This window comes from Algibacter amylolyticus (assembly GCF_014202225.1).
Lineage (GTDB): Bacteria > Bacteroidota > Bacteroidia > Flavobacteriales > Flavobacteriaceae > Algibacter_B > Algibacter_B amylolyticus.
In genome coordinates, this window is the sequence record NZ_JACHGE010000001.1 from 1008047 (window position 1) to 1033428 (window position 25382).

Annotated in this window: 20 protein-coding genes; 5 read left to right on the forward strand and 15 right to left on the reverse strand. The window is 35.3% G+C overall.

The annotated features are described in order from the left end of the window. The first annotated feature begins 13 nt into the window (after nucleotides 1–13). Nucleotides 14–1273 carry a BamA/TamA family outer membrane protein gene (locus tag HNQ90_RS04315; protein WP_144115422.1) on the forward strand — a complete coding sequence of 420 codons (1260 nt, stop codon included), beginning with the start codon at nucleotides 14–16 and terminating at the stop codon, nucleotides 1271–1273. 69 nt (nucleotides 1274–1342) lie between these two features. On the opposite strand, the gene HNQ90_RS04320 is transcribed toward HNQ90_RS04315, so the two are convergent. Continuing rightward, nucleotides 1343–4795 (reverse strand): pyruvate carboxylase, encoded by a 3453-nt coding sequence (locus HNQ90_RS04320; protein WP_144115423.1) that lies wholly within the window; start codon nucleotides 4793–4795, stop codon nucleotides 1343–1345. Between the two features lie 172 nt (nucleotides 4796–4967). On the opposite strand from HNQ90_RS04320, the gene HNQ90_RS04325 reads away from it, so the two are divergent. Further along, nucleotides 4968–5696 (forward strand): metallophosphoesterase family protein, encoded by a 729-nt coding sequence (locus tag HNQ90_RS04325; RefSeq protein WP_144115424.1) that lies wholly within the window; start codon nucleotides 4968–4970, stop codon nucleotides 5694–5696. Nucleotides 5697–5699: 3 nt separating this feature from the next. Here HNQ90_RS04325 and HNQ90_RS04330 read toward each other — a convergent pair whose 3' ends face one another. From HNQ90_RS04330 to HNQ90_RS04395, 14 genes are all read right to left on the reverse strand, one after another. Beyond that, nucleotides 5700–6479, reverse strand: coding sequence for a TIGR04283 family arsenosugar biosynthesis glycosyltransferase (locus HNQ90_RS04330; RefSeq protein ID WP_144115425.1), 780 nt, complete (start codon nucleotides 6477–6479; stop codon nucleotides 5700–5702). 33 nt (nucleotides 6480–6512) lie between these two features. Next, nucleotides 6513–7379 (reverse strand): DUF547 domain-containing protein, encoded by an 867-nt coding sequence (locus tag HNQ90_RS04335; RefSeq protein ID WP_144115426.1) that lies wholly within the window; start codon nucleotides 7377–7379, stop codon nucleotides 6513–6515. Nucleotides 7380–7389: 10 nt separating this feature from the next. Then, nucleotides 7390–8298, reverse strand: a complete 909-nt coding sequence (locus tag HNQ90_RS04340; RefSeq protein WP_144115427.1) for a sterol desaturase family protein — start codon at nucleotides 8296–8298, stop codon at nucleotides 7390–7392. Nucleotides 8299–8474: 176 nt separating this feature from the next. Then, entirely contained in the window at nucleotides 8475–9287 is an 813-nt protein-coding gene (locus tag HNQ90_RS04345) for a purine-nucleoside phosphorylase (RefSeq protein WP_144115428.1), read from the reverse strand. 78 nt (nucleotides 9288–9365) lie between these two features. Further along, on the reverse strand, nucleotides 9366–9995 hold the full coding sequence (locus HNQ90_RS04350; protein WP_144115429.1) for a TIGR04282 family arsenosugar biosynthesis glycosyltransferase: 630 nt from the start codon (nucleotides 9993–9995) through the stop codon (nucleotides 9366–9368). After that, complete coding sequence (locus HNQ90_RS04355) at nucleotides 9988–10482, reverse strand: rhodanese-like domain-containing protein (RefSeq protein WP_144115430.1); 495 nt, start codon at nucleotides 10480–10482, stop codon at nucleotides 9988–9990. The genes HNQ90_RS04350 and HNQ90_RS04355 overlap by 8 nt, the downstream gene beginning before the upstream one ends. Nucleotides 10483–10513: 31 nt before the next feature. After that, nucleotides 10514–11341 carry a metallophosphoesterase family protein gene (locus HNQ90_RS04360; RefSeq protein WP_144115431.1) on the reverse strand — a complete coding sequence of 276 codons (828 nt, stop codon included), beginning with the start codon at nucleotides 11339–11341 and terminating at the stop codon, nucleotides 10514–10516. Then, the gene (locus tag HNQ90_RS04365; RefSeq protein WP_144115432.1) at nucleotides 11326–12660 is read right to left on the reverse strand and encodes a sodium:solute symporter family transporter; all 1335 of its coding nucleotides are present in this window, start codon (nucleotides 12658–12660) and stop codon (nucleotides 11326–11328) included. Before HNQ90_RS04365 ends, HNQ90_RS04360 begins: the two co-directional genes overlap by 16 nt. Nucleotides 12661–12667: 7 nt before the next feature. Next, nucleotides 12668–14110 (reverse strand): SusD/RagB family nutrient-binding outer membrane lipoprotein, encoded by a 1443-nt coding sequence (locus tag HNQ90_RS04370; protein ID WP_144115433.1) that lies wholly within the window; start codon nucleotides 14108–14110, stop codon nucleotides 12668–12670. A 9-nt stretch (nucleotides 14111–14119) separates the two neighbouring features. Continuing rightward, nucleotides 14120–17314, reverse strand: a complete 3195-nt coding sequence (locus HNQ90_RS04375) for a SusC/RagA family TonB-linked outer membrane protein (RefSeq protein WP_144115434.1) — start codon at nucleotides 17312–17314, stop codon at nucleotides 14120–14122. 67 nt (nucleotides 17315–17381) lie between these two features. Beyond that, nucleotides 17382–18062: a DUF2064 domain-containing protein gene (locus HNQ90_RS04380; protein WP_221279724.1), complete on the reverse strand. Its 681-nt coding sequence runs from the start codon at nucleotides 18060–18062 to the stop codon at nucleotides 17382–17384. Nucleotides 18063–18085: 23 nt separating this feature from the next. Then, complete coding sequence (arsS, locus tag HNQ90_RS04385; RefSeq protein WP_144115436.1) at nucleotides 18086–19150, reverse strand: arsenosugar biosynthesis radical SAM (seleno)protein ArsS; 1065 nt, start codon at nucleotides 19148–19150, stop codon at nucleotides 18086–18088. A 404-nt stretch (nucleotides 19151–19554) separates the two neighbouring features. Then, nucleotides 19555–19890: an arsenosugar biosynthesis-associated peroxidase-like protein gene (locus HNQ90_RS04390; protein WP_092847926.1), complete on the reverse strand. Its 336-nt coding sequence runs from the start codon at nucleotides 19888–19890 to the stop codon at nucleotides 19555–19557. 130 nt (nucleotides 19891–20020) lie between these two features. Further along, nucleotides 20021–21163, reverse strand: a complete 1143-nt coding sequence (locus tag HNQ90_RS04395; RefSeq protein WP_144115437.1) for an acyl-CoA dehydrogenase — start codon at nucleotides 21161–21163, stop codon at nucleotides 20021–20023. Between the two features lie 139 nt (nucleotides 21164–21302). Between HNQ90_RS04395 and HNQ90_RS04400 the strand changes: the two genes are divergently transcribed. The 3 genes from HNQ90_RS04400 (at nucleotide 21303) to nhaD (ending at nucleotide 25164) form a co-directional block, all read left to right on the forward strand. Further along, nucleotides 21303–22361, forward strand: a complete 1059-nt coding sequence (locus HNQ90_RS04400; protein WP_144115438.1) for an anhydro-N-acetylmuramic acid kinase — start codon at nucleotides 21303–21305, stop codon at nucleotides 22359–22361. A 158-nt stretch (nucleotides 22362–22519) separates the two neighbouring features. Continuing rightward, nucleotides 22520–23746: a Glu/Leu/Phe/Val dehydrogenase dimerization domain-containing protein gene (locus HNQ90_RS04405; protein WP_144115439.1), complete on the forward strand. Its 1227-nt coding sequence runs from the start codon at nucleotides 22520–22522 to the stop codon at nucleotides 23744–23746. 17 nt (nucleotides 23747–23763) lie between these two features. Beyond that, the gene (gene nhaD, locus HNQ90_RS04410) at nucleotides 23764–25164 is read left to right on the forward strand and encodes a sodium:proton antiporter NhaD (protein WP_144115440.1); all 1401 of its coding nucleotides are present in this window, start codon (nucleotides 23764–23766) and stop codon (nucleotides 25162–25164) included. Nucleotides 25165–25382 lie beyond the last annotated feature (218 nt).

Genomic DNA, 25382 nt, shown 5'->3' on the forward strand with positions numbered 1-25382 from the left:
CGTTTGTTGCTGAATGAAAAAACAATTAGTCCTATTAATTATTCTTGGTTTTGTTTCCTTAGGCATTTATGCCCAAGAATTGTTAGTTCAAGACTTAAAGGTTCAGGGCAATAAAAGGCTAAAAACAACATTTATAAAAAGTATTTCTACAATAAAAGCAGGTGCCGCATTAGATTCTGCAGTTATAAAGCAGGATATTATTAGGTTAAAGCGGCTGCCTTCTGTGGCACACGTATATTTTCAGGTTTTTCCTGCGGAGGACAATCAGTATAACGTGTTTTATAATATTGAAGAAAATTTCACACTCATTCCATCGGCTAATATTTACACCACTAACGATGATGAATTTGCCTATAGATTAGGACTCTACGAATTTAATCTGTTAGGTAGGTCTATAGCATTTGGAGCGTTTTACCAAAAGGATATTTATAGTAGTTATGCGTTGAATTTTAGGGCTCCTTTTTTGTTTTCCAATAAAGCTGGTCTTGCTGTTAATCTTCAAGACTTAACAACCCAAGAACCGGTGTTTTTTCAAGATGAAACGGCTAATTACAAATACAGAAATAAATCCATTGAGGCTTTAGGTTTGTATCAATTTAACTTTACAAATAGGCTAGAGTTAGGTTTTAATTACTTTGTTGAAGATTATAAGTTTAAAGGCGAAAATGTAAACAACAGACCTGAGTTAAATGTAAATAAATGGCTGGTAAAGGGTATTTATGAGTATAATAATTTAGATTATTGCTACCAATATATTTCTGGTTTTAAGAGTCAGTTTAACTTCCAATATGTTACATCAACAAACGATATGTTAACCGATTTTTTTATAGGTTGGAATGATTTCTTTTTGTTTAAACGTGTAGGGGAAAAAGGAAATTGGGCCAATAGATTGCGCATGGGTTTAGCAACTAATAACGAGACGCCATTTGCGCCGTTTTCGGTAGATAATAATTTGAATGTTCGTGGTGTTGGAAATACTATAGATAGAGGTACGGGCGTGATTGTTTTAAATACAGAATACAGACAAACTCTTTTTGAAAAAGATTGGTTTGTTTTGCAAGGCAATGCTTTTGTTGATGCTGGTTCATGGCGAAACCCAGGAGGAGAGGTTAACGATTTTACTAATTCTGAAAATGTAAAAGTATACCCAGGTTTAGGGCTTCGGTTTATGCATAAAAAAATATATAACGCTATCTTTAGAATCGATTACGGTTATGGAATATCCAAAAATGCAACCAAAGGTTTTGTGTTTGGAATTGGACAATATTTTTAGAGCTTGCTAAAAACATGAATTTGTTTTCAACAAGCTCTAATAATACTTATAAAATAAAGCTGTTGTTGGTTATTCTAAAACAACAACTAAATCTTCAGAATTAACCATAAATCCTGTTTTTAAAACAATTTTCTTTACTGTAGCATCTGTAGCAGCGGTAATGGTAGTCTCCATTTTCATGGCTTCAATAATAAATAGCGGTTGGTTTTTTACCACCTTTTCACCGCGTTTTACTAAAATTGTAGATAACATACCTTGTAAAGGCGCACCTATTTGGTTGTCGTCTGTTTTATCAGCTTTTACATTTTCAACCTTATCAATCTTAATTGACGTATCTTTAATTTCTACACTTCTACCTTGTCCGTTTACTTTAAAATAAACCGTAACCATACCGTCGGCATTCGGTTTTCCAATAGAATCTAAAGTCACTAATAGTGTTTTACCTTTATCCAATTCCATGATGATTTCCTCGCCTACTTCCATGCCATAAAAGAAATTCTTCGTTGGTAAATTCATAAGGTTATCATACTTTAAATGCTTGTTAAAGGCATCTGTAAATACTTTAGGATACAATTGGTACGATAAGAAATCGGTAAAATCGATGGTTCTACTTAAATCGTGTTCAAATATTTTTTTAAACGCTTTATATTCTGCATCAATATCTAAAGGCGGAATATGTGCATTCGGTCTATCCGTATATGGTGCTTGGTCTTTTAAAATAAGCTTTTGTAACGCTTTAGGGAATCCTCCAACCGGCTGACCTAAATCGCCTTTAAAGAAATCGACTACCGATTGTGGGAACGAAATACTATCACCGCGCTCTATAACATCTTCAACGGTTAAATTATTACTTACTAAATATTGAGCCATATCTCCAACCACTTTAGAGCTTGGAGTTACCTTTACAATATCTCCAAATAGTGCATTTACTTTGCTGTACATGGCTGTAATTTCATGAAAACGATCTTCCAGTCCTAAGCCACGTGCTTGTGGTTTTAAGTTGGAATATTGTCCACCAGGAATTTCATGTTTAAAAACCTCGCCAGAACCAGATTTTAAGCCCGATTCAAAAGGATAATAATACTCTCTAACCGCTTCCCAGTAATTTGAATATTCGTTTAATGAATCGATATTAATACTACTAGCGCGATCTTGAAATTTCATCATCTCTACAACCGAATTAAAATTAGGTTGCGATGTTAATCCAGATAAACCACCAAGAGCCACATCAACCACATCTACACCAGCCTCAATAGCTTTTAAGTAGGTTGCCGATTGAATGGATGAGGTATCGTGTGTATGTAAATGAATTGGAATGTTTAACTCTGCTTTTAAAGCTGAAATAAGCTCGTAAGCGGCATAAGGTTTTAATAAACCTGCCATATCTTTTACACCTAAAATATGGGCACCTGTAGCTTCAATTTCTTTAGCGAGGTTTACGTAATATTTTAAGTTGTACTTTGTGTTTTCGGGGTTTAAAATATCGTTAGTATAGCATATAGAACCTTCGGCTAAACCATCAGTTCGTGTTCTAACATGCTCAATACAAGGGCCAAGAGATTTCATCCAGTTTAAGGAATCGAAAATTCTAAACACATCAACACCGTTTTCCCAAGATTGTTCAACAAATTCACCAATTAAATTATCGGAATATGCCTTGTATCCTACGCCGTTTGAGCCTCGAATTAGCATTTGTAATAATACATTAGGCATGGCTTTACGCAGTGCACGAAGTCTTTCCCAAGGGTTTTCTTGTAAAAAACGTAAGCAAACATCAAATGTAGCGCCTCCCCAAACTTCCATACTAAATATATCGGGATGGTTTTTTGCGTAACCTTCGGCAACTTTTAGCATATCGTAAGTACGCATTCTGGTAGCCAATAAACTTTGGTGCGCATCGCGCATGGTGGTATCGGTAAAATGAACTTTCTTTTCATTTAATAACCATTGCGAAAATTTTTCAGGGCCTAGTTTTGTTAGTAAATCCTTAGTGCCTTCAGGGTATTGGGCATCGGGATCAAATTTTGGTACTTTAGGTTTTACAAATGTTTTAGAAGGATCAACCTTTTTAACATCGGCATTTCCGTTTACAATAACATCACCTAAATAGGTAATTAATTTTGTAGCCCTATTTCTAGGTGCTTTAAAAATAAATAAATCGGGATTAGATTTTATAAAGTTTACTGTAACCTTTCCTTCTCTAAAAGTATTGTGTTTTAAAATATTATCAAGAAAAGGCATATTGGTTTTTACACCTCTAATTCTAAACTCTGCTAAAGCACGACGAATTTTTCTACTCGCACCATCAAGGGTTCTGCCATGAGCGGTAACCTTAACTAACATAGAATCGAAAAATGGCGAAATTGTAGCGCCTTGATAAATACTACCTGCATCTAGTCGAATTCCAAATCCTGATGCACTTCGGTAAGCCGAAACAGTCCCATAATCGGGTTTAAAATCGTTTTGAGGGTCTTCGGTTGTAATACGGCATTGCAGCGCAAAACCACTCATTGAAATAGAGTCTTGGTTTGCAATTTTAATTTCCTCGTCGGCCAATTTATAACCACCAGCAATATATAATTGTGTTTTTATTAAATCGATATTCGTTACAACCTCTGTAACGGTGTGCTCCACTTGCACTCTCGGGTTTACTTCAATAAAGTATATAGAATCATCGTCATCTACCAAAAACTCAACAGTACCAATATTATTATAATTTACGGCTTTACATATTTTAATAGCATAGTCGTATAAGTGTTGCTTAGTGTCTTGGCTTAGTCCAAAAGATGGCGCAAATTCAATTACTTTTTGGTAACGTCTTTGCACAGAGCAATCGCGCTCAAATAAATGCACCATATTGCCATGGCTATCTGCAACTATTTGAATTTCAATATGCTTAGGGTTTTCAACAAATTTCTCTAAAAAAACGGTATCGTCGCCAAAAGCATTTAAGGCTTCACGCTTACTTTCATTAAAAGCGCCTTTTAATTCTTCTTCCTTTCTTATAACTCGCATACCACGACCACCACCACCAGAAGCTGCTTTAAGCATAATAGGGTAGCCAATTTTTTTAGCTTCCGAAATGGCAACTTTAATATCTGATAAAGGCTCTACGTTACTTTGTATAATAGGAATGTTATTATCTACAGCGACTTGTTTAGCCGTAATTTTATCGCCTAAAGACTTTAAAACAGATACTTTAGGACCAATAAAAATTATACCATTATCCTCGCAAGCTTGAGCAAAATCTGCATTTTCCGATAGAAATCCATAACCAGGATGTATCGCATCAACATTATTGGCTAAAGCTACTTTTATAAGGGCAGCAATATTTAAATAGGGTTTTAAAGGTTCGTTATCTTCACCAATTTGGTAAGATTCGTCTGCCTTGTACCTATGTAAGGAATACCTGTCTTCAAAAGTGTATATTCCAACTGTTTTTATATTAATTTCTGTGCAAGCTCTAAAAATTCTAATCGCAATTTCGCCACGATTTGCTACAAGTACCTTTTTAATTTTCAATGTTGTCGTGTTTTTTTAGTTTGTAATAGTTGCACTAAAGATACTTAAAGTCCATGTATATATCATTGCTCTAATCATGCAAAAAGTTGTGAAATTCCATTTTTAATCTAAATTTAATGTAATAGTTAAGAGGTTTTAATGGATTCTACTAAATTTGCTAAAAAAAAAGGGTATGCGCATTTTTGCAATTGGAGATATTCATGGTGGATTAAAAGCTTTAATTCAAGTATTAAATAAAATTGAAGTTAAGGATGAAGATACTTTAATCTTTGTTGGCGATTATGTTGATGGCTGGAGCGAATCGGCACAGGTTATTCAGTTTTTAATAGAGCTTTCTCAAAAAATAAATTGCATTTTTATAAAAGGTAATCATGATGTTTGGTGTGAAGAATGGTTGCGAAGCGGTGAGGTAAATCAAACCTGGTATATTCATGGCGGAAAAGAAACTATGGATAGTTATCAGGGGTTTTCTGATGCAGATAAGAAAGCACATTTAGAGTTGTTTGAAAGCATGCCACTTTACCATTTAGATGATGAAAACAGGTTGTTTTTACATGCCGGATTTACATCGATGCATGGCGTAACTAGAGAGGTTTTTAAAAACACCTTGTATTTTGATAGAACCTTATGGGAAATGGCGTTAACCTTAGATAAAAGTATTGATAAAGACTCTAATATTTATCCAAATAGATTAAAACATTATAAAGAGATTTTTATTGGGCATACACCTACCACTAATTTTGATTGCGATGTGCCTATGAACGCTGCAAACGTATGGAATATCGATACAGGTGCTGCCTTTACCGGAAAAATAGCTGCTGTTAATGTGAATACAAAAGAAGTCTTTCAGAGTGATAACTTACCAGGATTATATCCTAATGAAAAAGGTAGAAATAAGTAAAAACTAACCAACGTTTTTCTTATAATAGCTATAAATTTCATCGGCATTGGCACCAAGCCATTTTTTTAAATAGATGTTCCAATAGAAATATTGCAGTTTCAAAACGCCGTGTTTTCGATACATTCTTGCTGACGATTTAAGTTTTTTATTTATCACTACAAATTGTTTTCTGGCGTACAATTCATTTATTAAAATATTATCCTCGTAAATACAATAGTTCTCATCAAATTGTCCAATAGCCTTAAATAACGATTTTGTTATAAATTGGCTTTGGTCGCCACCTCTGCATGCTCGCCAATTAAATTTTGTAAACCAACTAGCTAAACGCAACCACCAATGCGAGCTATCGAATTGCATCCTAAAACAGCCTGCTTCATTACCTTTTTTTACTTGATTTAAAATGTGTCGGTCGAAATTTTTAGGAGGAAACGAATCGGCATGTAAAAAGTACAGAATATCTCCCGATGCCATTTTTGCACCTAAATTCATTTGTTTTGCTCTGCCTTTTTCAGAATTTAAAAGCAGGATGGAAGTTTCTGTTTTTTCGTCGGTTATGGTTTTTTTGTCTATAACCGAGTTGTCAATATAATTAAAGGCCTTTTTGTTTGAGGTTTTCGTGAAGTTTGAGAAATCTTGAACAATACGTTTTGTATTATCTTTACTGCCACCATCAACAATAATAATTTCTCTAGTTATTGTAGCTGATGAATTTGCTAGTAAATGCTCTAGTAATTTGCCAATTTGGGCTTCTTCGTTTAAGGTTGGAATAATAATGCTTATCATGGTAATGCTTACGAAAAAATACTAGATTCAGTTTTATTCATTTAAGTCCCAATTATAATCTTTATAACTTTTTTTCGCTTTCGCGAAAATGGTAATAGCAGAATACCTGTTTAGAAAATCTATTAAACTGCCATGTTGTTTAAAATCCTTTGAAAACCACTGAAAAATCTTTGATATTTTAATGCTATTTTCTGAAATGTTATTACGAGTAGAATCACTTAAAAACGCTTTAGTTGCCACATTTAATTGATTGTTTATGGTTTGACTCGTAAAGGCTTCGTTTTGTAATTTAGGGCACGAAAAAGAAGCACATACAATAGCGAAATGAATTCTAGGATCGTCCATTTTTCTTAAAATATCATGTTCAATCTCATTAAGATTATACCATGTATTTCCTAATTTCCAGAACCGTTGGTCCCAAGGATTTTTTATGTCCTTTATGCTTTTTATTGGGTAATGACGCAGAATTAAATCGACCGTTAACGCATTGTAAGTATTAATCCAATAGGCTAATTTCTCTTCTTTTAACCAAGAGTTATCTGGTACATGGTTACCTAGTTTTGTAATGTATGTTGTAAGGGCTTTTCTGTCTGTTTTAAAACCTTTATAATTTACGTTTCCTTGAGCTGAAACATGTTTTTGTAGTAAACTATCCCAATCGTTATGATTAAGTGTGCTTGGTGCTACTTCCTGAGTTTGGTGTTCTATGTTATTTGTGCGTTCGGGTGCTTTGGTTGCAGGTGTTTCAGGGGCAGAATCAGTAGGTGTGGTTTGTTCTGTAACCACCTGCTCTGTTTTTTCTATGGGCGGAGTTTTTGCAATAGGCTGCTCGGTAATATTTTTTGTTCCAGCGCAAGAAAATAACAGCAGAACTAGTGTAATAACAAATAGATATTTCATTTAGAGTGTTTTAACCATCGGAATCAGATTCCGATTTTTTTGAGAACATGGGGTAAAGTTCTTGTTTTATAAAGTCCTTTGGGAAATGTTCGTCGCCCGGAAACCCAAGTTCAATATCCTTTCCATTGTGTGGGATATATTTTGTTTTAAATAAATAATCCCAAATACTTAAGGTTAGTCCGTAATTAACACCAAACCTAACATGATTGGGTAAGGTTTTTACATGGTGCCAGATATGCATTTTCGGGTTATTAAAAATGTATTTAAAAATGCCGTAATCCCACCCTAAATTGGCATGGTTTAAATGCCCAACGGTAATGGCAAAAAAGTAAACGATTGCCACATCGTTAGCATTGTAATTACCAATAATAGCAATAGGGATGTAAAGCAGGGATTTATAAACAACAGGTTCCATCCAATGGTACCTTAGGTGCGCAGCAAACCCCATTTCTTTAACAGAGTGGTGTACTTTATGGAAATTCCATAAAAACGGGAATCTATGTAAAAGTCTATGCGTATTCCACTGTACAAAATCTGAAACTATAAAGAATACGAGTAAACCGAGCCATTTGGGTAAATTATTGACATCGAAAAGTTGAAAGCTTTCTAGCGATAAACCTATATTTTGTAATAACGAATTAAAAAAATGAGCAACGGTGTTAGATAGTGCAATTAATATAATAAGGTTTAAAAGAAAGAAGTTGAAAAACATGTAAAAGGTATCTAACCAAAAATCTTTCCTGAATATAGATTGGTTTTTCCGCCAGGGGAAAATAATTTCCAGTAACCATACGGCAATGGATATGACAATTAGTCCATAAAAATAATTATCCCAATGGTTAAGGTCTAATAATTCGTATTTTAGGTAGTTCCAATACCCAGAATAGGATTTTTTTATGAGTTCTATATAGGTTTCCATGGGTTTGGAGTTTGAACCCTTCAGGTTTTGTAAACCTAAAGGGCCTTATTTGAATACTAATTATATTTACTAGTTCTACGGTGCGTTAGCGATTGTAGTGGCATCCTTTTTTTGCTTTTATAAGTGGCAATAAAAGATATAATGGAAAGCGCGACCCTTGCGGTAACGCCCAAATGTTATAAGCTAATTATTAATTCTTTAAAAAGTGTAACCATATTAGGTTCTGCTTTTTCGGCCATGGCTATAATTTCGGCAATATCTACGGGTGCTAGGTTATCTGGATCGCACTCGTCTGTTAACACAGAAACCGCGGCTGCTTTTAAATTTAAATGATTGGCAACTATAATTTCTGGAACCGTGCTCATACCCACAGCATCTGCACCTATAATTTTTAACATGCGATATTCGGCTCTGGTTTCCAATTGAGGTCCTACAACACTAGCGTATACGCCTTCGTGCAATGTTATATCATGTTGCGCTGCAATGGATTTGAATTTAGTATTTATAGAGGCATTGTAAGGCGCGCTCATATCCGCGAAACGCTCACCTAAAAGTTCCACGCCTTTAAAGGCAAGTGGCGAGCTGCCTTGAAGGTTTATATGGTCGTCAATAAGCATTAATTCGCCTTTTTTAAAGTTAAGGTTTATGGCGCCAGATGCATTTGAAACTAATAAGGTGTGAATACCTAGTTTTTCCATAACGCGAACAGGGTAGGTGACATCTTGTAGCGAATAGCCTTCGTAAAGGTGAAAGCGCCCTTGCATAACTATTACTTTTTTACCTCCCATAATACCGTAAATAAGTTTCCCTTTGTGAAACTCGACTGTGGCTGTTGGGAAATTTGGAATGTGGTTATAGCTTGCCTCTTTTATTATTTCGACATCGTTAATTAGTTCTCCTAAACCGGTGCCTAAGATAATGCCTATTTCGGGTTTATCGAATCCTTTATCTATTAAGTACTCTACTGTTTCTTCTATAAATTGCATCATGTTTAATTTTTTAAATAAAATGTTTAAAAACCGAAAACCTATGCATTTGCTTGGTTTTCTTAATTTGAAAGCATTTTTTTAACCTTGTAGTTGTTTGATTTTTTCTTGTAATTCTGTGTTAGTTTGATAAAATTCTGAAGCTATTAAATCTTCAAAATTATCAATGTCGTTTAAAGTATCTAAGGTAGTAAATGTTACTTGTTTTTCCTTTATTTCGTTTAACGTTTCTTGCAGTAAATGTGTTTGGCTCCACGGTTTATTATTAAAAATAAAATTGTGTGCTTTGGATAGGCCAACTAGATAATAGCCACCATCTTCTGCGGGTCCAAAAACAACGTCGTGTAGTGTTAAGGCTTCGAGTCCTTTGTTGATATGGTTTGCTGTAATGTCTGGTAAATCTGAGCCAATTAAAACAATACGATTGTAGCCATCTTGAAAGCCTTTTATAAACGCGTTTTTCATGCGTTCGCCTAAATCTGCGCCTTCTTGAACAAATTTTTGATGGGAATTCCATTGGTTTTCTACAATAGATTCGGAAAAATAAATGCGTTTATCGGCCTTTAGTTTTTGCGTCGCTTTTTCGGTTACGCCAACCAACTCTGTATATACATCGAAAGCACCTTGGTTGCCAATAGTTTTAGCAAGTCTTGTTTTTACCTTGCCTAATTTTATGTTTTTTACAAAAACAATTACTAATTCTTTATTCATAAACTTTTATGCCTTTTTTTAGCCATTTGCTCCAAACTTTATTAAAGGTATGAATGCTGTCTGTTTCCTTTTCAATGGCGTTATAAACAGGAAAGTCGTTGCTTTTCCACTCGAAAATACCACCATAAAGATTTTTTACATTAGAATATCCCGCTTTTTTAAGGCTATCTCCAATAGATTCTGATCGAATACCAACTGAGCAATACACGACTATTTCTGCGTTTTTATCTGGTATTAGTGTTTCAACTTTATGTATTTTAAAGTGATTGTACCCTACATGAATAGCATTTTTTAAATGACTGGTTTTATATTCTTTTAATTCTCTAGAATCCAATAAAACCACTTCTGTTTTAGGCATTGCTAGTTCTTGAGGTGTGATATAGGGCACGCTATTAACATTGTATTTTGCTAGTAACTTATCAATTGATTTTTGCGCAAATAATGGACTGCTACATAGTAATACTAAAAATAAAATGATGTTTTTCATGTGTTTTTTAGTCTTAAAAGATTTAATAAAATTACAGATTTATTCCGAATCCTTGCAATCCACTTTCTACGGCTGGTAAAATTTCGGTATTATCCCAAATGCCCGTTACTATGGTTCTAGCATATTCTTCAGGAAGCAAGCCGTTTTGCATTAATGTATTAGTTAATCTGTAATTATAGTTTAGTGTATGGTGTTTGTATTCTAGTTTACCAGTTGAATCGTCTAAAATAGCATACCAAACGGTTTGATTACCATCGTTTGCAGGCATGCCAATAACGCCAGGATTTAACCATAGTTTGTTATTTTGTAAATCGTTAAATGGCAATCCGCAATGGCCAGCTATAATAACATCGCTTTGGTCTAAATTAAAATTTAAAGCCTTGGTTTCCCAGGGTGTCGATTTAAAAATAAACTCGGAGGTGTTAAAATACGAGCCATGAACAACCATTACTTTTTTACCTGCGTAATTAAAGGTAAGGTGGTCTGGAAGTTGTTTTAAAAAAGCCAAAGAATTTTGTGATAGTAAGCTTTGAGCGTATGGGTACCATTGCTGTGAAAACCCGTCGCACCTGGAGCCTTTTTTAAAATCGCAGCCGCAATCTTCGGCACCTTCGCTTAATTGAATTTCTACGTTACCAGCTAAACTTCTAGGGTTCCAAATTTTAAATAATTGCACGGTTTCTTCTGGTTGGGCACAGTAACCAACAATATCTCCCGTACAAATACAGTTTTCTGGACTAATGTTTTCGGCTTCTGCCACTTGCTTTAAAGCTTCTAAGGCTTGCAAGTTGCTATAAACGCCACCAAATAGCAATGTTTTGCCAGATAGCTGTCCTAGATGTTCTATTTTTTTATCCATTTGGGTGCTAAATATAAAATGATACAACTTAAAATACCCCAAACATTTACCCATAGTAAATCGGCATATTTTCCTTTTGTGAAAATGAGTGCGTCTGGAAATAGTTTAAACACTAAAACAAATCCAAAAACTATTCCACAAATGATACTTAAATAAAAACTGATTTTTGGAACTTTAATATTCCAAAACATAAAAACGGGAGTTAAACCAATAACCATTGTTCCTGAAATTGTTGTGGCCGATAATATTTCGGCGTTTAAAAAAACAGGAAGCGTACCTAATATGGCAATGGCAACCATTGAGGCTCTGCCAAAAGTTAAATTTTTGCCTAGGTTTAAATCGACAGATAATAATTTTGAAAATGACGAAAAGGTAGAGTCTAAGGTTGATGCTGCCGAGGTTATCATAATGAAATTAATAGCTAGTAAAATAACGACGCCAAAAGCTTTTCCAACCTCTACAGCAGCTTGTCCTTTTATACCTTGTGTTTGCGCATAAATACCAATAAAGGAAAAAAGGATAATACAAATGGCACCTAATACACTAGCAAGTAGAAAACTTTTTCGGGTTACTTTTGGTGTGCTAATAAATGCTCTGTCGGTTAGAACCGGATCGTGAAACGGGTAGCTAAACGATTGAATTATGGCTGCAAAAAATAAGTTTAAACCAAGTTCAAAGCTCCATGTTCCTGAGGATATAACTTCGTGAGCTCCAAAATTATCTACTGAAAAAACAGTACTTAAAATAATAATTAATAGGACTGAAAATAATCCCATTTGAATAATGTCGGTAAAAATAGAACTGCTTAACCCGCCTTTAATAGCGTAAGCTAAAGTTAACACTGTGAATAAAATAATAGACCAGTAATAAGGTTTGCTACCTGTTTCGCCAAAGTAACTGCCTATAACCATGGTGTTACTCCAAACCTCGTTAAACAATCGTATGGCTATTAGTATAGAAAATAAGGCCATGGCGCCTTTTCCAAACTTAGTAGTTAAGAACTCGTGGATGCTTGTAAAACCACCTTTGGTGCGTAATTTATAAATTATTAAACCAGCAACTGCAAAAGATAAGTAGTAACCGGCATAGGCTACGCCACCAACAATACCATAGTCTAACCCTAGGTTTGCGGCATTGGTAATGCTTTTGGCAAAAATCCAAGAAATTATAAGACTCCCTGTTAACACGAGTGTGTTTGGAGACTTTTTAACTTTAGTTGCTCTAAAAAATTGATTCGTAGATTTTGCAAATGGCGAAATAAAAAATAGTATTAAACTCGATACGATAATTAATAGCCATTGCATTGTAATTGTTTCCATTGTTATTTTATTTATTCCACCATACGGGACTATTTATACTGTTGTTATTTGTTGCATTTGCGGCTTCATTATAATTTTCGGTATTTAACGTGGCTTCCTCTTCGGGGTATGGCATTCTTACCGGAATTAAATTGTTGTTTAAACTTGCCGCAATAGGTTTTAGAGCAGGGAATCCAGTGCGTCTGTATTCCGTCCAGCCTTCGTAACCATTAATAATATTTGCAATCCATTTTTGTGTTATTATTTGCTCTAACGGTGTTGTGTTTGGTGCATTATAAGCGGCATTGCTTGTTAAGTAGTTGGTTGGTAATGCTGTATTCCAATATTCGAAAGCTAAGGCAACACCTTTGTTGTAAAGTTGCTCTGAATTGGCTGTAATTAAATTCTTTTCTGCCGCTTCGGCTAGAGCAAAATGGACTTCCCAAGCGGTTATAAAATTCGCGTCTAAGGTTGAGGTGTCTTCTCTAAATATGCTGCCTGCCAATGAATAATCAGCTAGTGTTACAGATGTTGATGTGGCATCAATACCATTTAGTAAGCCATTAAATGCATTGGATGTGGCATTAGAAAAAGGTTTGAAAAAGGTGCTTATTCTTGGGTCTTCCAAGTTAACAAGAATGTCTTCCATAGTTTCAGAAAGCACGAAATTGTTAAAGTCGCCAATTCGTAATTGCGCTAATCTAAAACTATTTGGGTCTGAATTTGTAAAGTCGAAAACGGCATTTTGAGCGTTTGTTTTTATGTAATTGTCTGCATCAAACAGTGCTTGTAAATCTTCTGAAACATCTATTTTATTAGAAATTCTAAGCAAGCTTTTAATTTTTAGTGCATTGGCAAAGCGAATCCATGCTTGTAAATCGCCATTAAATAAAATGTCGCCTTCCAAAGCTATAACGTCATTGTATTTGGTAATAGCTAAAATACCTTGGTCTAGATTATCTAAAATGCCACCTTGGTTAAGGTATATAGATTCTTGCGAATCGTATTTTGGAGTTACTGTGCCGCTTACACCGTTAAAGGCTTCAAAATACGGAACGTCTCCATATAAATCCGTTAAGTTTTCTGTGAGGTATGCTTTTAAAATTAAAGCAGGACCTTCATATACTTTAAAAGCTTCAGAGGTTTGCGATTGCTTTAAAATAATCTCGTTATCGCGCAAGTTGGTGTAAAATATAGGCCATGGATTTCCACCAAGTTGCGGTGATTTTAAAGCATGTCTATCAAATAAATTAAAATCTAAAGCCGTGCGATGTTGTGCTAGTAAATCGCCAGCCACAAAGCCTTCATAACTCATTTCTTCACCAAAACTATAAATGACCTGTCTGAGTAACAAACTAGGTTGTACGGCTACCGGTGCATTAGGGTTTGTATTTATAGTCTCGAAGTCTTTTGTACAGCTAAATGCAGTAAAAAGTGTTAAGATTGTTAAGATGTATATATAGTTTTTCATGTTTATTCTTTAAAAATTTATACCTGCTTTAAAGCCAAAACTTCGTGATGTGGCATAACTTAAATCCTCAACACCGCTAACAAACCCATTGCCTTGTACAGCGATTTGTTCGGGATCAAAATGCGGGTTTTCGGTAATGGCAAAAAGATTGTTTCCGGTTATAGAAAAACTTAAATCGGCACCGTTTTTTAATCCTAAAAAGCCATCGTTTAATTTGAAATTATAGCCAATAGCAAACTGTCGAAGCTTTAAAAAAGAAGCATCGTACACATTGTTTTCTTCATGGTTTCTGTCGTAAAACTGGCGGTAGTAACTCTCTGCGGTTACTGCAACTGTATTTGGGAGTCCCGTAGTTTGGTTAACACCTTGTGCAATTATACCTTCTTCTGGTCTATATGCCGTTTCAGCCAACTGGCCACCAACGTTTCCTAAGGCCCGTGTTCTAGATACTATTTCGCCGCCTTGTCGCCAATCGAAAAGAAAATTTAAATGCCAGTTATTGTAGCTAAAATTATTGTTCCATCCTAAGGTGAAATCGGGGTTGTAATTCCCTATTTTCTTTAGAGTATTATCAGCAATAAACCGGCCATTATCATCAATAATAAATTCATTGTTTTCGTTTTTTAAATAACCAGTGCCATATAAATCTCCTATGTGTCCGCCTTCTTCAACTTGAAACCATACCGTTTGGTTTGCGCTATCATAAATTCGGCTAAACGCTAAGGTTAATCGTCCGTCGTTTTGAGGTAAATTAGTAATTGTCGATCTGTTACTTGCAAAATTAAAAGTGGTATGCCATTTAAAGTTTTTGTTTTGAATTGGGGTTATTCCTAATACCAATTCTACACCTTTTGTGTTTACCTCGCCACCATTTATAACTTGTTGATTGTAACCAGAAGCTATGGCAACAGGCAGCGATATAATTTGGTCTTTAGTAGTTGCGTTGTAGTAAGTGATATCAAAATTTAAGCGGTCTTTAAAAAAACGTAAATCGGCACCAAACTCGTAACTGGTAGTCTGCTCTGGTTTTAAGTTGGTGTTGGGGATAAAGTTTTGGTCGCTAAATGTGGCTTCACCATTAAAGGTGGTTTGCGAGACAAACGCTCCAGATGTTTGGTAGGCGCTCGTATCGTTTCCAACTTGTGCTATACCAGCACGTAATTTTGCAAAAGAAAACGCCTTTGATAAATTGGTGACTTTCGATATAATAAAACTAGCCGAGGCCGAAGGGTAGACAAACGAGGTGCCGCTAACCGAAAAAGGTGTTGCTAGAGCACTAGACCAATCGTTTCTGCCCGTTACGTCTAAAAATAAATAGTCTTTATAGCCTAGTTTTGCAACGCCATAAAATGAATTGATGCGTTTTTTGCTTTCAAACTGAAACACTTCTACAGGCGATGCGGCATTGTTTAAACTAAAAATACCGGGTTGTGCTAAGTTTACGGTTTGCGATTGTTTTGTTGAAGCTGTTTGGTTTAAACGATTACCACCAACAGAGAAATCTACCGAAACATTTTGAAATGTATTTTGGTAATTAATTAAAACATCGGTGTTTACTTCGCGGTATAAAACATCATGCTCTGCGTAAGCACCATTTTTAAATCGGTTACTACTATAATTTCGTTGTAGTTTTCGAGTTTCGCTGCTGTAATCCATTCCTGTTCGTAGCGATATACTTAAATGATTGGTTACATCCTGTTTTAAAGCGATGTTTCCAAATAGTCTGTCGCGATTAAAAGCATTCCTGTTTTCTAAAAGAATAAAATACGGGTTGTCAAAAAACGTATAGTTAAACGAATATTGCTGTAAGCCCTCAAGACCAGGTTGCCAATAATTTTTTAAATTATTAATATTTAAAGAACGCGGTCCCCAAGCCACTAGCGAGTAATTTACATTTTCGCTACCATAGCCATTTGATGGTCTGTTGTCGCTACTGGAGTTCACGTAATTAACAGATGTGTTTATCTCTGTTTTGCTTGAAGGTTTAAAATTAAGTTTAGCCGCAATGGTTTGTCTATCTAAATTTACACCAGGAATAATGGATTCGCTTCTTAAATCGGTGAATGACAATCTGTAATTTCCCGATTCAAAACCATTTGAAATGGCTACGTTGTTGGTTGTAGTAACTCCTGTTCTGTAAAAATCTTTTAAATTATTTGGGTTGGAGTTAAAAGGGGTTGTCGTAATAGGTAAACCGTTGTATAATGCAGTGTCTCCACCTCTTACAAAACTGCCGTCGGTAAGTTGTACAGGGCTATCAAATTGCGGAATTAAATTGCCAACATCTAATCGTGGACCCCAAGAGTAGGTAATGTTATCGCTAGTTCCTCCGCCTAAACCGTCTACATATTCAAACTGTCCAGATTGCCCTTGGCCGTATTCATTTTGAAACTCAGGAAGTTTAAAAGCAGAATCGATAGTGATGGCTGTATTTATACTAACGCTAAATCCTTTTTTAGCACTTCCGTCTTTGGTTTTTATTACTATAACACCATTTGAAGCTCTGGTGCCATAAAGTGCTGCGGCGTTTGCGCCTTTTAAAACGGTAACCGATTCGATATCGTCTGGGTTAACAGCCATGGCTCCGTTACCAAAATCTATTTCTTGAAAACCTGCTGCGGCCTCATTGGTATAATTAAAAACGGTTTCGTTGTTAATGGGAACTCCATCTACCACAAAAAGTGGATTGTTATTTGAAAATGAAGATTCGCCTCTAATAGTTATTTTTGAGGACGAACCTACACCTGTGGAGCCTTGAGTAACAGTAACTCCAGCTAATTTACCTTGAAGGTTGTCTAAGAAATTAACGGTTTTTACTTGGTTTAAGTTCTCAGAATTTATGGCTTGTACAGCATAACCTAACTCCTTAGAGTCTCGATTTAAACCTAAAGCGGTTATAACTATTTCCCCCAAGGCCGACGCATCTTCTTGTAGTGCAACATTTATTATGGTTTGGTTAATAATAGTAATAGTTTGCGTTTTGTAACCTAAGTAAGAAAATGTTAGCGCGTTGGTTTTTAAGGCTAAATCTATTTGGTAATCGCCATTTTCATTGGTGATTGTGCCATTTGTGCCGTTTTGAATATTTACAAAAGCAATGGGGGTATTGGTTGAGGCGTCGGTTACACGACCCGTAATAGTTTTTTGTGCATGACTACTGCCAATTATGGCAAGCATCATACAGCATTGTATAATGTGCTTCATTTTAAATGTTTAGGGAAAACGTAATTTGTTTTGCCTTTAAAAGTTTTTAAATTGTAAAGGAGAAATACTAAAGGTGAAGCAATACCGGTGATCCTTTATTAAACTGAAAGTGTAATATGAAGTCTTTAAACGCTAAGTTTTGATAAATAGAAAAACGATTTACAACAAATAGCGATTGAAGTAATATAGATTTTATGGTTGTTGCTATAGCTTTGAAACTATTTAAAACCATTTGGATATCTGATGCTGTATCGATATCTGTTAATACCTCTAAATAGCAAATAGCGATGCTTTTTGAAGCTGAAATTTTAGAAATACTTCTATTTAAACCCGAAGTTTGCCAAGGTAGTTTTAAGAATATATTTTTATTAAAAAATGCTTTATTAAGCCCCATTAAATAGAAACCACCATCGGTTGAAGGACCTAAAACAATAGCATTTGTTTCCAGTTTTTCAACGGTTTTTAAAAGATGCTTTGCTGTTAAATGCGGCGTGTCGTTACCTATGGTAATAACTTGATTGAAGCCTTTATTGTAAACCGATTGAATAGCGTTTGTAAATCGCTCTCCAAATGAAAATCCAACTTGTTCATGTTCTGAGTATACAAAATATGCTAAGCCTGTTTTTTTTGCAATTTTTATGGTTTGAGCGTTTAAAGTCTCGAACAACTGCTTTGACGAAAAAGATTTTGAAACAATCTCCTTTTCGGCAGAATTTGCAAAAATTAATATGGCTGTTTTGTTACTCAATACTATAATTGTTTTCTTTTAAATTATGCCACTACACCTTGGCAGCTACTACCAGCACCCGCAGTACAACCGTAGCAGTGTTGCGAAATTACAATGTTTCGTCCTTCTAATAGTTCTTCGTTATATTCTGAAATGTGTTTGGCTTTACTATTTACAGGTAAGCCTAACATTTGATTAAAATCGCAATCGAATAAATAACCATCCCAACTTATGGATAGGGTATTGGTGCACATAACGTTTTTTACTGCCGAAGGATTATAGGCTTCAACTAGTGAATACATGTAGTCTTCGTAGTTTTCTGAGGCTATTAAATAGTCTAAAAAACGTGCAATTGGTAAATTGGTAATGGCAAAAAGATTGTGGAATCTAATATCGAAATCTTCTAATAATGCTTTTTTGAAATCTTTTTCCATGGCAGCTTGGTCGCCCGGTAAAAAGGCCCCCGAAGGGTTATAAACTAAATCGAGTTTGAGTTTGCTGTCTGGCATACCATATCCAATGGCATTTAAATCTTGTAAGGCTCTTATAGATTTATCGAAAACACCATCGCCACGCTGTTTATCTGTTTTTCCGCGAGTCCAGTGTGGCATAGAACTAACTACATGTACATTGTGCTTTTTAAAAAACTCTGGTAAATCGTAATATTTTTTGTTTGCACGAATAATTGTTAGGTTGGAACGGACAATAAAATCTGTAATGCCCGCTTTGGCTGCTTCTTCTACAAACCAACGGAAATCTGGATTCATTTCTGGGGCTCCACCTGTTAAATCTAAGGTGTGTGCACCTGTGTTTTTTATAACCTCTAAACACTCACGCATGGTATCGCGAGTCATGATTTCTTTACGGTCTGGACCTGCATCGACATGACAGTGATCGCAAACTTGATTACACATGTAGCCTACATTTATTTGCAGAATTTCTAGTTTTTTCGCTTTAAGCGGAAATTGGCTAGTCTCGGAAATTTTATCTTTAAAGGTTGGTAATTCTCCGTTTTTAAATATACCGTTGGATAGAATATCCAACTGCCTGTTGCTATTTGCTAAGTCGCTTTCGCGTTTATGTAGGGATTGTGTTTTTACTTTTGTCATGTTAATTTTTACTAAATATTTTATGTTCATTTTGTCTTGATACAAAGCGAACCAAAAGATCAAGACCAAGGCGAGGAATTTTTTTCTCGATTATTATCGATAAGAAAACCGGTTTGAAAACTCCGCGTCGAACTGCGTTCTCCTGTTCTCGGAGCTTTTAAAATCTATTCTGCGCCTTGGCAATCAATTCTGTGAATTGACTGGGGTGTTGACTATCTATTATTTTTATGTCTCCAATTAATTTTTTTAAATTCTAACTATTGCAAATAAATAAATTACTGCTGGTTGATGACTGCCAAATGCGGATTAGTGCGCTAGGGATTGAACGGTTTGTTTGAGCTCCCCGACCAACGGAAGGGAGCGAGTAGTGAAAGCCCGACCCTTGTGGTAGCGCTAAAAATAATCTACCCGTCTAATTTGTTTACTTTATTCATCATTTGAACACCATGTACTAAGGTTGCTCCACTTTTTATGGCTGCGCCTACGTGTATGGCCTCCATCATTTCTTCTTTGGTAACGCCGCGTTGCAGGCCGTCTTTGGTGTAAGCGTCTATGCAATACGGACATTGCTCGGTGTGGGCTACGGCTAATGCGATTAGCGATTTTTCGCGAGCGGTAAGTGCGCCGTCTTCGAAAACTTTACCGTAATATTCGAAAAATTTGTTTCCTAATTCTTCATTCCATTCGGTTATTTTTCCAAATTTCCTAAGGTCTGCTGGGTCGTAATATGTTTTGCTCATTAAATTTTTTTGCCTAAAGATAGAAATCTAATTTATTAAGTCGGAAGATTTAGGGTAACTTAACAAAAATCGCCAAAAAATATAATTTATATTCTTTGGCGATTTTAATGATTTTGGTTTATTGAGGGGTTTACTCTTTTATTAGGCTTCGTGAAATTACTATTTTTTGAATTTCTGAAGTGCCTTCGTATATCTGTGTAATTTTAGCATCGCGCATAAGGCGTTCTACATGGTATTCTTTTACAAATCCGTTGCCTCCATGTATTTGTACGGCTTCTACGGTGTGTTCCATGGCGACTTTTGAGGCGTATAGTTTTGCCATGGCGCTAGATTTATCGTAATTAATACCTTGGTCTTTATCCCAAGCGGCTTTCATTACCATCATGCGTGCCGCTTCAATATCGGTATACATGTCGGCTAATTTAAAGGCTATGGCTTGGTGGTTGCAAATTTCGGTGCCAAAAGCTTTACGCTCTTTAGAGTATTTTAATGCTAACTCGTAGGCGCCAGAAGCAATGCCTAAGGCTTGTGCTGCTATACCAATTCGGCCTCCAGAAAGTGTTTTCATGGCGAAACGGAAACCTGAGCCGTTGGCACCAATTCTATTTTCTTTAGGCACTTTTACATCGTTAAATTGAAGGGTGTGGGTGTCGCTGCCGCGAATTCCTAACTTGTCCTCTTTCGGACCAATATCGAATCCTTTTGTACCTTTTTCTACTATAAAAGCGTTTATACCGTGGGAGCCTTTGTCTCTATCGGTTTGTGCAATAACCAAGTAAACATCGGCACGACCACCGTTTGTTATCCAATTTTTTGTGCCATTTAATATATAATGATCGCCTTTATCGATAGCGGTTGTGCGTTGCGATGTGGCGTCGCTTCCTGCTTCGGGCTCGCTTAAACAAAAGGCACCAACAAACTCGCCGGTTGCTAATTTTGTTAAGTATTTTTGTTTTTGCTCTTCGTTTCCGTAGGCTTCTAAGCCGTAACAAACTAAAGAGTTATTTACAGAAACAATTACAGACGCCGAGGCGTCTATTTTAGATAATTCTTCCATAATAAGAACATACGATATAGCGTCCATTCCGCTACCGCCGTATTTTGGATCTACCATAATACCTAGAAAGCCTAAATCGCCCATTTTTTTAACGAGTTCTTGAGGGAATTCCTGTTTGTTGTCGCGTTCTATAACTCCGGGTAGTAATTCTGTTTTTGCAAAATCGCGAGCTGCATCGCGAATCATTATATGTTCTTCTGAAAGACTAAAATCCATATTTCGTAATTAAAGTGTTGTTTTTGTAAAAATTGTTTGTAAATATAGTTTTTTTATTATGAATACTTGAAAATTATTAACTCAATTTCGGCTGATTATTCTTTTATATATTTATTTAAGATGATTATTTTTACCTTCTATGATAAAGGATGAATATAATGTAATTGGTGTGATGTCTGGTACATCATTAGATGGTATAGACTTGGTTTATGCTACTTTTAGTTATAATGATGGTTGGGATTTTAAAATTTTAAATGCTGAAACGGTAGCGTATTCATCGTATTGGTACACAGTATTGAAAGATTTAATTAGTAAGTCTTTAGACGAATTAAAAAATATTGATCTTGATTATACTGCGTATTTAGGCGTGGTTATACAAAACTTTATAACGAAACACCAAATAAGTACTATTGATGCTGTTTGCTCGCATGGACATACAGCCTTACATCAGCCAGAACATAAATTAACCTATCAAATTGGTAATCTGCCTGTTCTAGCAGATATTTTAAAAGAAACTGTAGTTTGCGATTTTAGAGTACAAGATGTAGAGCTTGGAGGTCAAGGAGCACCTTTGGTACCCATTGGAGATCAATTATTATTCTCGCAATACGATTACTGTTTAAATTTAGGTGGTTTTGCTAATATATCGATGGAGTTAGATGGTGCGCGTATTGCTTACGATGTTTGTCCGGTTAATATTGTGCTTAATAAATATGCCAAACAATTGGGTTTCGATTACGATGATGGTGGCCAAATAGCAGCTTCTGGAAGTGAATTGTTAGCCTTAGGGAACTTATTAAATGCTTTAGAATTTTACAAAGCAAAACCACCAAAGTCTTTAGGTTTAGAGTGGGTTAATAAAAATATTTTCCCGCTTTTGGATGCTGCAAAGCTAGAGGAAAAGGATGTTTTAAAAACATTTTCCAATCATATTGCACATCAAATTGCTTGGGTGTTAAAAAAAGATTCTAAAGTTTTGGTTACCGGAGGCGGTGCTTATAATGATTACATTATTTCTAAAATAAAGCTGAATAAACAAGTCGATATTATAATACCAGAACCAGAATTAGTAGAGTTTAAAGAAGCGCTTATTTTTGCATTTTTAGGCATACTAAAACTTAGAAATGAAGTGAATTGTTTAAACAGCGTTACTGGCGCTATGAAAAACCATAGTTCGGGCAAAATATTTCTTCCTTAAAAATAATACAAAATTAATCTTAAAGGATTTTTAGTTTTTTATATTTGTTATATTATTTTTTTTAATCATTTTTTTATGAATCAATTATAGCTACTCTACATACAACTTCCGGTTCTAAACAAGAAAACTGTATATATGAATATGCTAAATAAAAATAAATGAAAAAATTACTAAAAAAATACGAAAATAAATCACCAGAAATAATCTTTAATTGGAAAGATTCTGAAACCGAAGCAGAAGGCTGGGTAGTTATAAACTCACTACGCGGTGGAGCAGCAGGTGGTGGAACACGAATGCGCAAAGGCCTAGATATGAACGAGGTTTTATCTTTAGCAAAAACAATGGAAATCAAATTTACGGTTTCTGGTCCGGCTATTGGTGGCGCAAAATCGGGAATAAATTTTGATCCTAACGACCCTAGAAAAAAAGGAGTTTTAGAGCGTTGGTATGCTGTTGTTTCGCCTTTACTTAAAAGTTATTACGGTACAGGTGGCGATTTAAACGTGGACGAAATCCACGAAGTTATTCCTATTACCGAGGCAAGTGGGGTTTGGCATCCGCAAGAAGGTGTTTTTAATGGACATTTTAAACCAACTGAAGCTGATAAAATAAATAGAATAGGGCAATTGCGCCAAGGCGTTATAAAAGTTATTGAAAACCCAATGTATTCACCTAGTGTAGCTAGAAAATATACTGTTGCTGATATGATTACTGGTTTTGGTGTGGCTGTGGCAGTTAAACAATACTATAATGTTTACGGTGGATCAATAAAAGGAAAGCGAGCCGTAATTCAAGGTTTTGGTAATGTTGGAGCCGCAGCAGCATTTTATTTGTCGCAAATGGGTGCTAAAATTGTTGGAATTATAGATATTGCAGGCGGATTAATAAATGAAGAAGGTTTTACATTCGAGGAAATAAACGAATTGTTTTTAGCAAAAAAAGGAAACACTTTGGTTGCCAGTAATTTAATTCCTTTTGAGGAAATTAATAAAGAAATATGGTCGTTAAAAACCGAAATATTCGCACCTTGTGCAGCGTCAAGACTTATCACAATTCATCAAATAGACGAAATGATAGATAGTGGATTAGAAGTTATATCTTGTGGCGCAAATGTACCTTTTGCAGATAAAGAGATTTTCTTTGGACCTATTATGGAACACACCGATTATAAAGTGAGTTTAATTCCAGATTTTATTTCAAACTGTGGTATGGCAAGAGTTTTTGCCTATTTTATGGAGCGAAAAGTACAAATGACAGACGAGGCTATTTTTAACGATACATCAAACAGAATAAAAGAAGCAATACAAAAAGTTTATAATAGTAATACATCAAAAACGGAAATTAGTGCAACCGCATTTCAAATAGCACTAAATCAACTAATCTAATTAATTAACAGTAATATATGGAAGCAGCAATTATCTTAGTATTTGTTATGGGTTATTTAGCCATAACGTTAGAACATAGTATTAAAATCGACAAACTCATTCCGGCATTGGTCATGATGGCTATTTGTTGGGCATTAGTTGCTTTAGGAATCGATAGTTTTCCGCAGTGGTTCGATTCTGCAAACCATAACCTAATGGAAGGTTTTGGAAGTTTAGGTCACGATGATAAAATGCATTTAATGGAAGAAACATTATTGCATCATTTAGGTAAAACTTCAGAGATTTTAGTCTTTCTTTTAGGAGCAATGACTATTGTAGAGATTATCGATTATTTTGATGGTTTCTCAACTATTAAAGACTTCATAAAAACCAAGAAGAAAAGTAAAATACTTTGGATTTTTGCCATATTAGCCTTCATCTTATCAGCTATTATCGATAACCTTACGGCTACTATTGTATTAATTTCTATTCTACAAAAAATAGTAAAAGACAGAAGCGTTCGTATTTGGTATGCTGGATTAATTATAATCGCAGCAAATGCAGGTGGTGCTTGGTCGCCAATAGGGGATGTAACTACAACTATGCTTTGGATTGGGAAAAAAGTAACCACTGGGCATTTAATTGGTTATTTATTATTACCATCATTTTTATGTATGGCAGTACCAACATTTATCGCATCGTTTTTACCAGCGTTTAAGGGCGATTTAGATGTTGAAGAAGTTGTAGAAAAAAAGAAATCCAGATTTAGTGGCAGAATGCTATACTTAGGTTTAGGTGCTATTATTTTTGTTCCAATATTTAAAGTAATTACACATTTACCTCCTTATGTTGGTATGATGTTATCATTAGGTGTTGTAGCTATTTTTGCAGAGATTTATAGTAGTTCTAAATTTAGTTTAACCGAGTTTGATTCAGAAGAAAGTGATGCGCACGCACACCATAGCCCTGTACACCATTCATTATCTAAAATCGAATTACCAAGTATATTATTCTTCTTAGGTATTTTAATGGCTGTAGCAGCGCTAGAGTCTTTAGGTATTCTATTCAATTTTGCAGGTTCATTGCAAGATTCTATGCCTATGTTAGGTACAGAGCTACACATGGAAGGTCATACAGGCGTATCAGATTTAGTGGTTTTATTATTAGGTGTAGGTTCTGCAGTTATCGATAACGTGCCATTAGTAGCGGCAAGTTTAGGTATGTTCCATGAGCCAATAGATAATGAGTTATGGCACTTTATAGCCTACTCCGCAGGTACAGGAGGAAGTATGTTAATTATAGGTTCTGCAGCAGGTGTTGTTGCTATGGGAATGGAAAAAATTGATTTTTTCTGGTACTTAAAAAAGATAGCTTGGTTAGCATTTATTGGTTTTATAGTAGGTGCTGTAGCATTTATGTTTACTAGAACTTTATTTTAGAATAAAAAATATTTGGGCGCTACCACAAGGGTCGGGCTTAGAGCCTGTCTTGAGCTAGGTCGAAAGGTTACAAGTCCTCGCACCTCACAAAAAAAAATGAGGTGCTGTGGGCTTTTCATTGCAATCCCTAGCGCAAACCCAACAACTATTAAATAATTAGTAAAGTTTCATATTTAAAGTTTCTTTATACTTTAATAGGAATTCAAACGTTATACATT

What these genes read in the sequence shown, in the direction of transcription:
- HNQ90_RS04315 (WP_144115422.1), top strand. Translation starts at nt 14, where the DNA reads ATGAAAAAACAATTAGTCCTATTAATTATTCTTGGTTTTGTTTCCTTA.
- HNQ90_RS04325 (WP_144115424.1), top strand. Translation starts at nt 4,968, where the DNA reads ATGCGCATTTTTGCAATTGGAGATATTCATGGTGGATTAAAAGCTTTA.
- HNQ90_RS04330 (WP_144115425.1), bottom strand. Translation starts at nt 6,479, where the DNA reads ATGATAAGCATTATTATTCCAACCTTAAACGAAGAAGCCCAAATTGGC.
- HNQ90_RS04335 (WP_144115426.1), bottom strand. Translation starts at nt 7,379, where the DNA reads ATGAAATATCTATTTGTTATTACACTAGTTCTGCTGTTATTTTCTTGC.
- HNQ90_RS04340 (WP_144115427.1), bottom strand. Translation starts at nt 8,298, where the DNA reads ATGGAAACCTATATAGAACTCATAAAAAAATCCTATTCTGGGTATTGG.
- HNQ90_RS04345 (WP_144115428.1), bottom strand. Translation starts at nt 9,287, where the DNA reads ATGATGCAATTTATAGAAGAAACAGTAGAGTACTTAATAGATAAAGGA.
- HNQ90_RS04350 (WP_144115429.1), bottom strand. Translation starts at nt 9,995, where the DNA reads ATGAATAAAGAATTAGTAATTGTTTTTGTAAAAAACATAAAATTAGGC.
- HNQ90_RS04355 (WP_144115430.1), bottom strand. Translation starts at nt 10,482, where the DNA reads ATGAAAAACATCATTTTATTTTTAGTATTACTATGTAGCAGTCCATTA.
- HNQ90_RS04360 (WP_144115431.1), bottom strand. Translation starts at nt 11,341, where the DNA reads ATGGATAAAAAAATAGAACATCTAGGACAGCTATCTGGCAAAACATTG.
- HNQ90_RS04365 (WP_144115432.1), bottom strand. Translation starts at nt 12,660, where the DNA reads ATGGAAACAATTACAATGCAATGGCTATTAATTATCGTATCGAGTTTA.
- HNQ90_RS04370 (WP_144115433.1), bottom strand. Translation starts at nt 14,110, where the DNA reads ATGAAAAACTATATATACATCTTAACAATCTTAACACTTTTTACTGCA.
- HNQ90_RS04375 (WP_144115434.1), bottom strand. Translation starts at nt 17,314, where the DNA reads ATGAAGCACATTATACAATGCTGTATGATGCTTGCCATAATTGGCAGT.
- arsS (WP_144115436.1), bottom strand. Translation starts at nt 19,150, where the DNA reads ATGACAAAAGTAAAAACACAATCCCTACATAAACGCGAAAGCGACTTA.
- HNQ90_RS04390 (WP_092847926.1), bottom strand. Translation starts at nt 19,890, where the DNA reads ATGAGCAAAACATATTACGACCCAGCAGACCTTAGGAAATTTGGAAAA.
- HNQ90_RS04395 (WP_144115437.1), bottom strand. Translation starts at nt 21,163, where the DNA reads ATGGATTTTAGTCTTTCAGAAGAACATATAATGATTCGCGATGCAGCT.
- HNQ90_RS04400 (WP_144115438.1), top strand. Translation starts at nt 21,303, where the DNA reads ATGATAAAGGATGAATATAATGTAATTGGTGTGATGTCTGGTACATCA.
- HNQ90_RS04405 (WP_144115439.1), top strand. Translation starts at nt 22,520, where the DNA reads ATGAAAAAATTACTAAAAAAATACGAAAATAAATCACCAGAAATAATC.
- nhaD (WP_144115440.1), top strand. Translation starts at nt 23,764, where the DNA reads ATGGAAGCAGCAATTATCTTAGTATTTGTTATGGGTTATTTAGCCATA.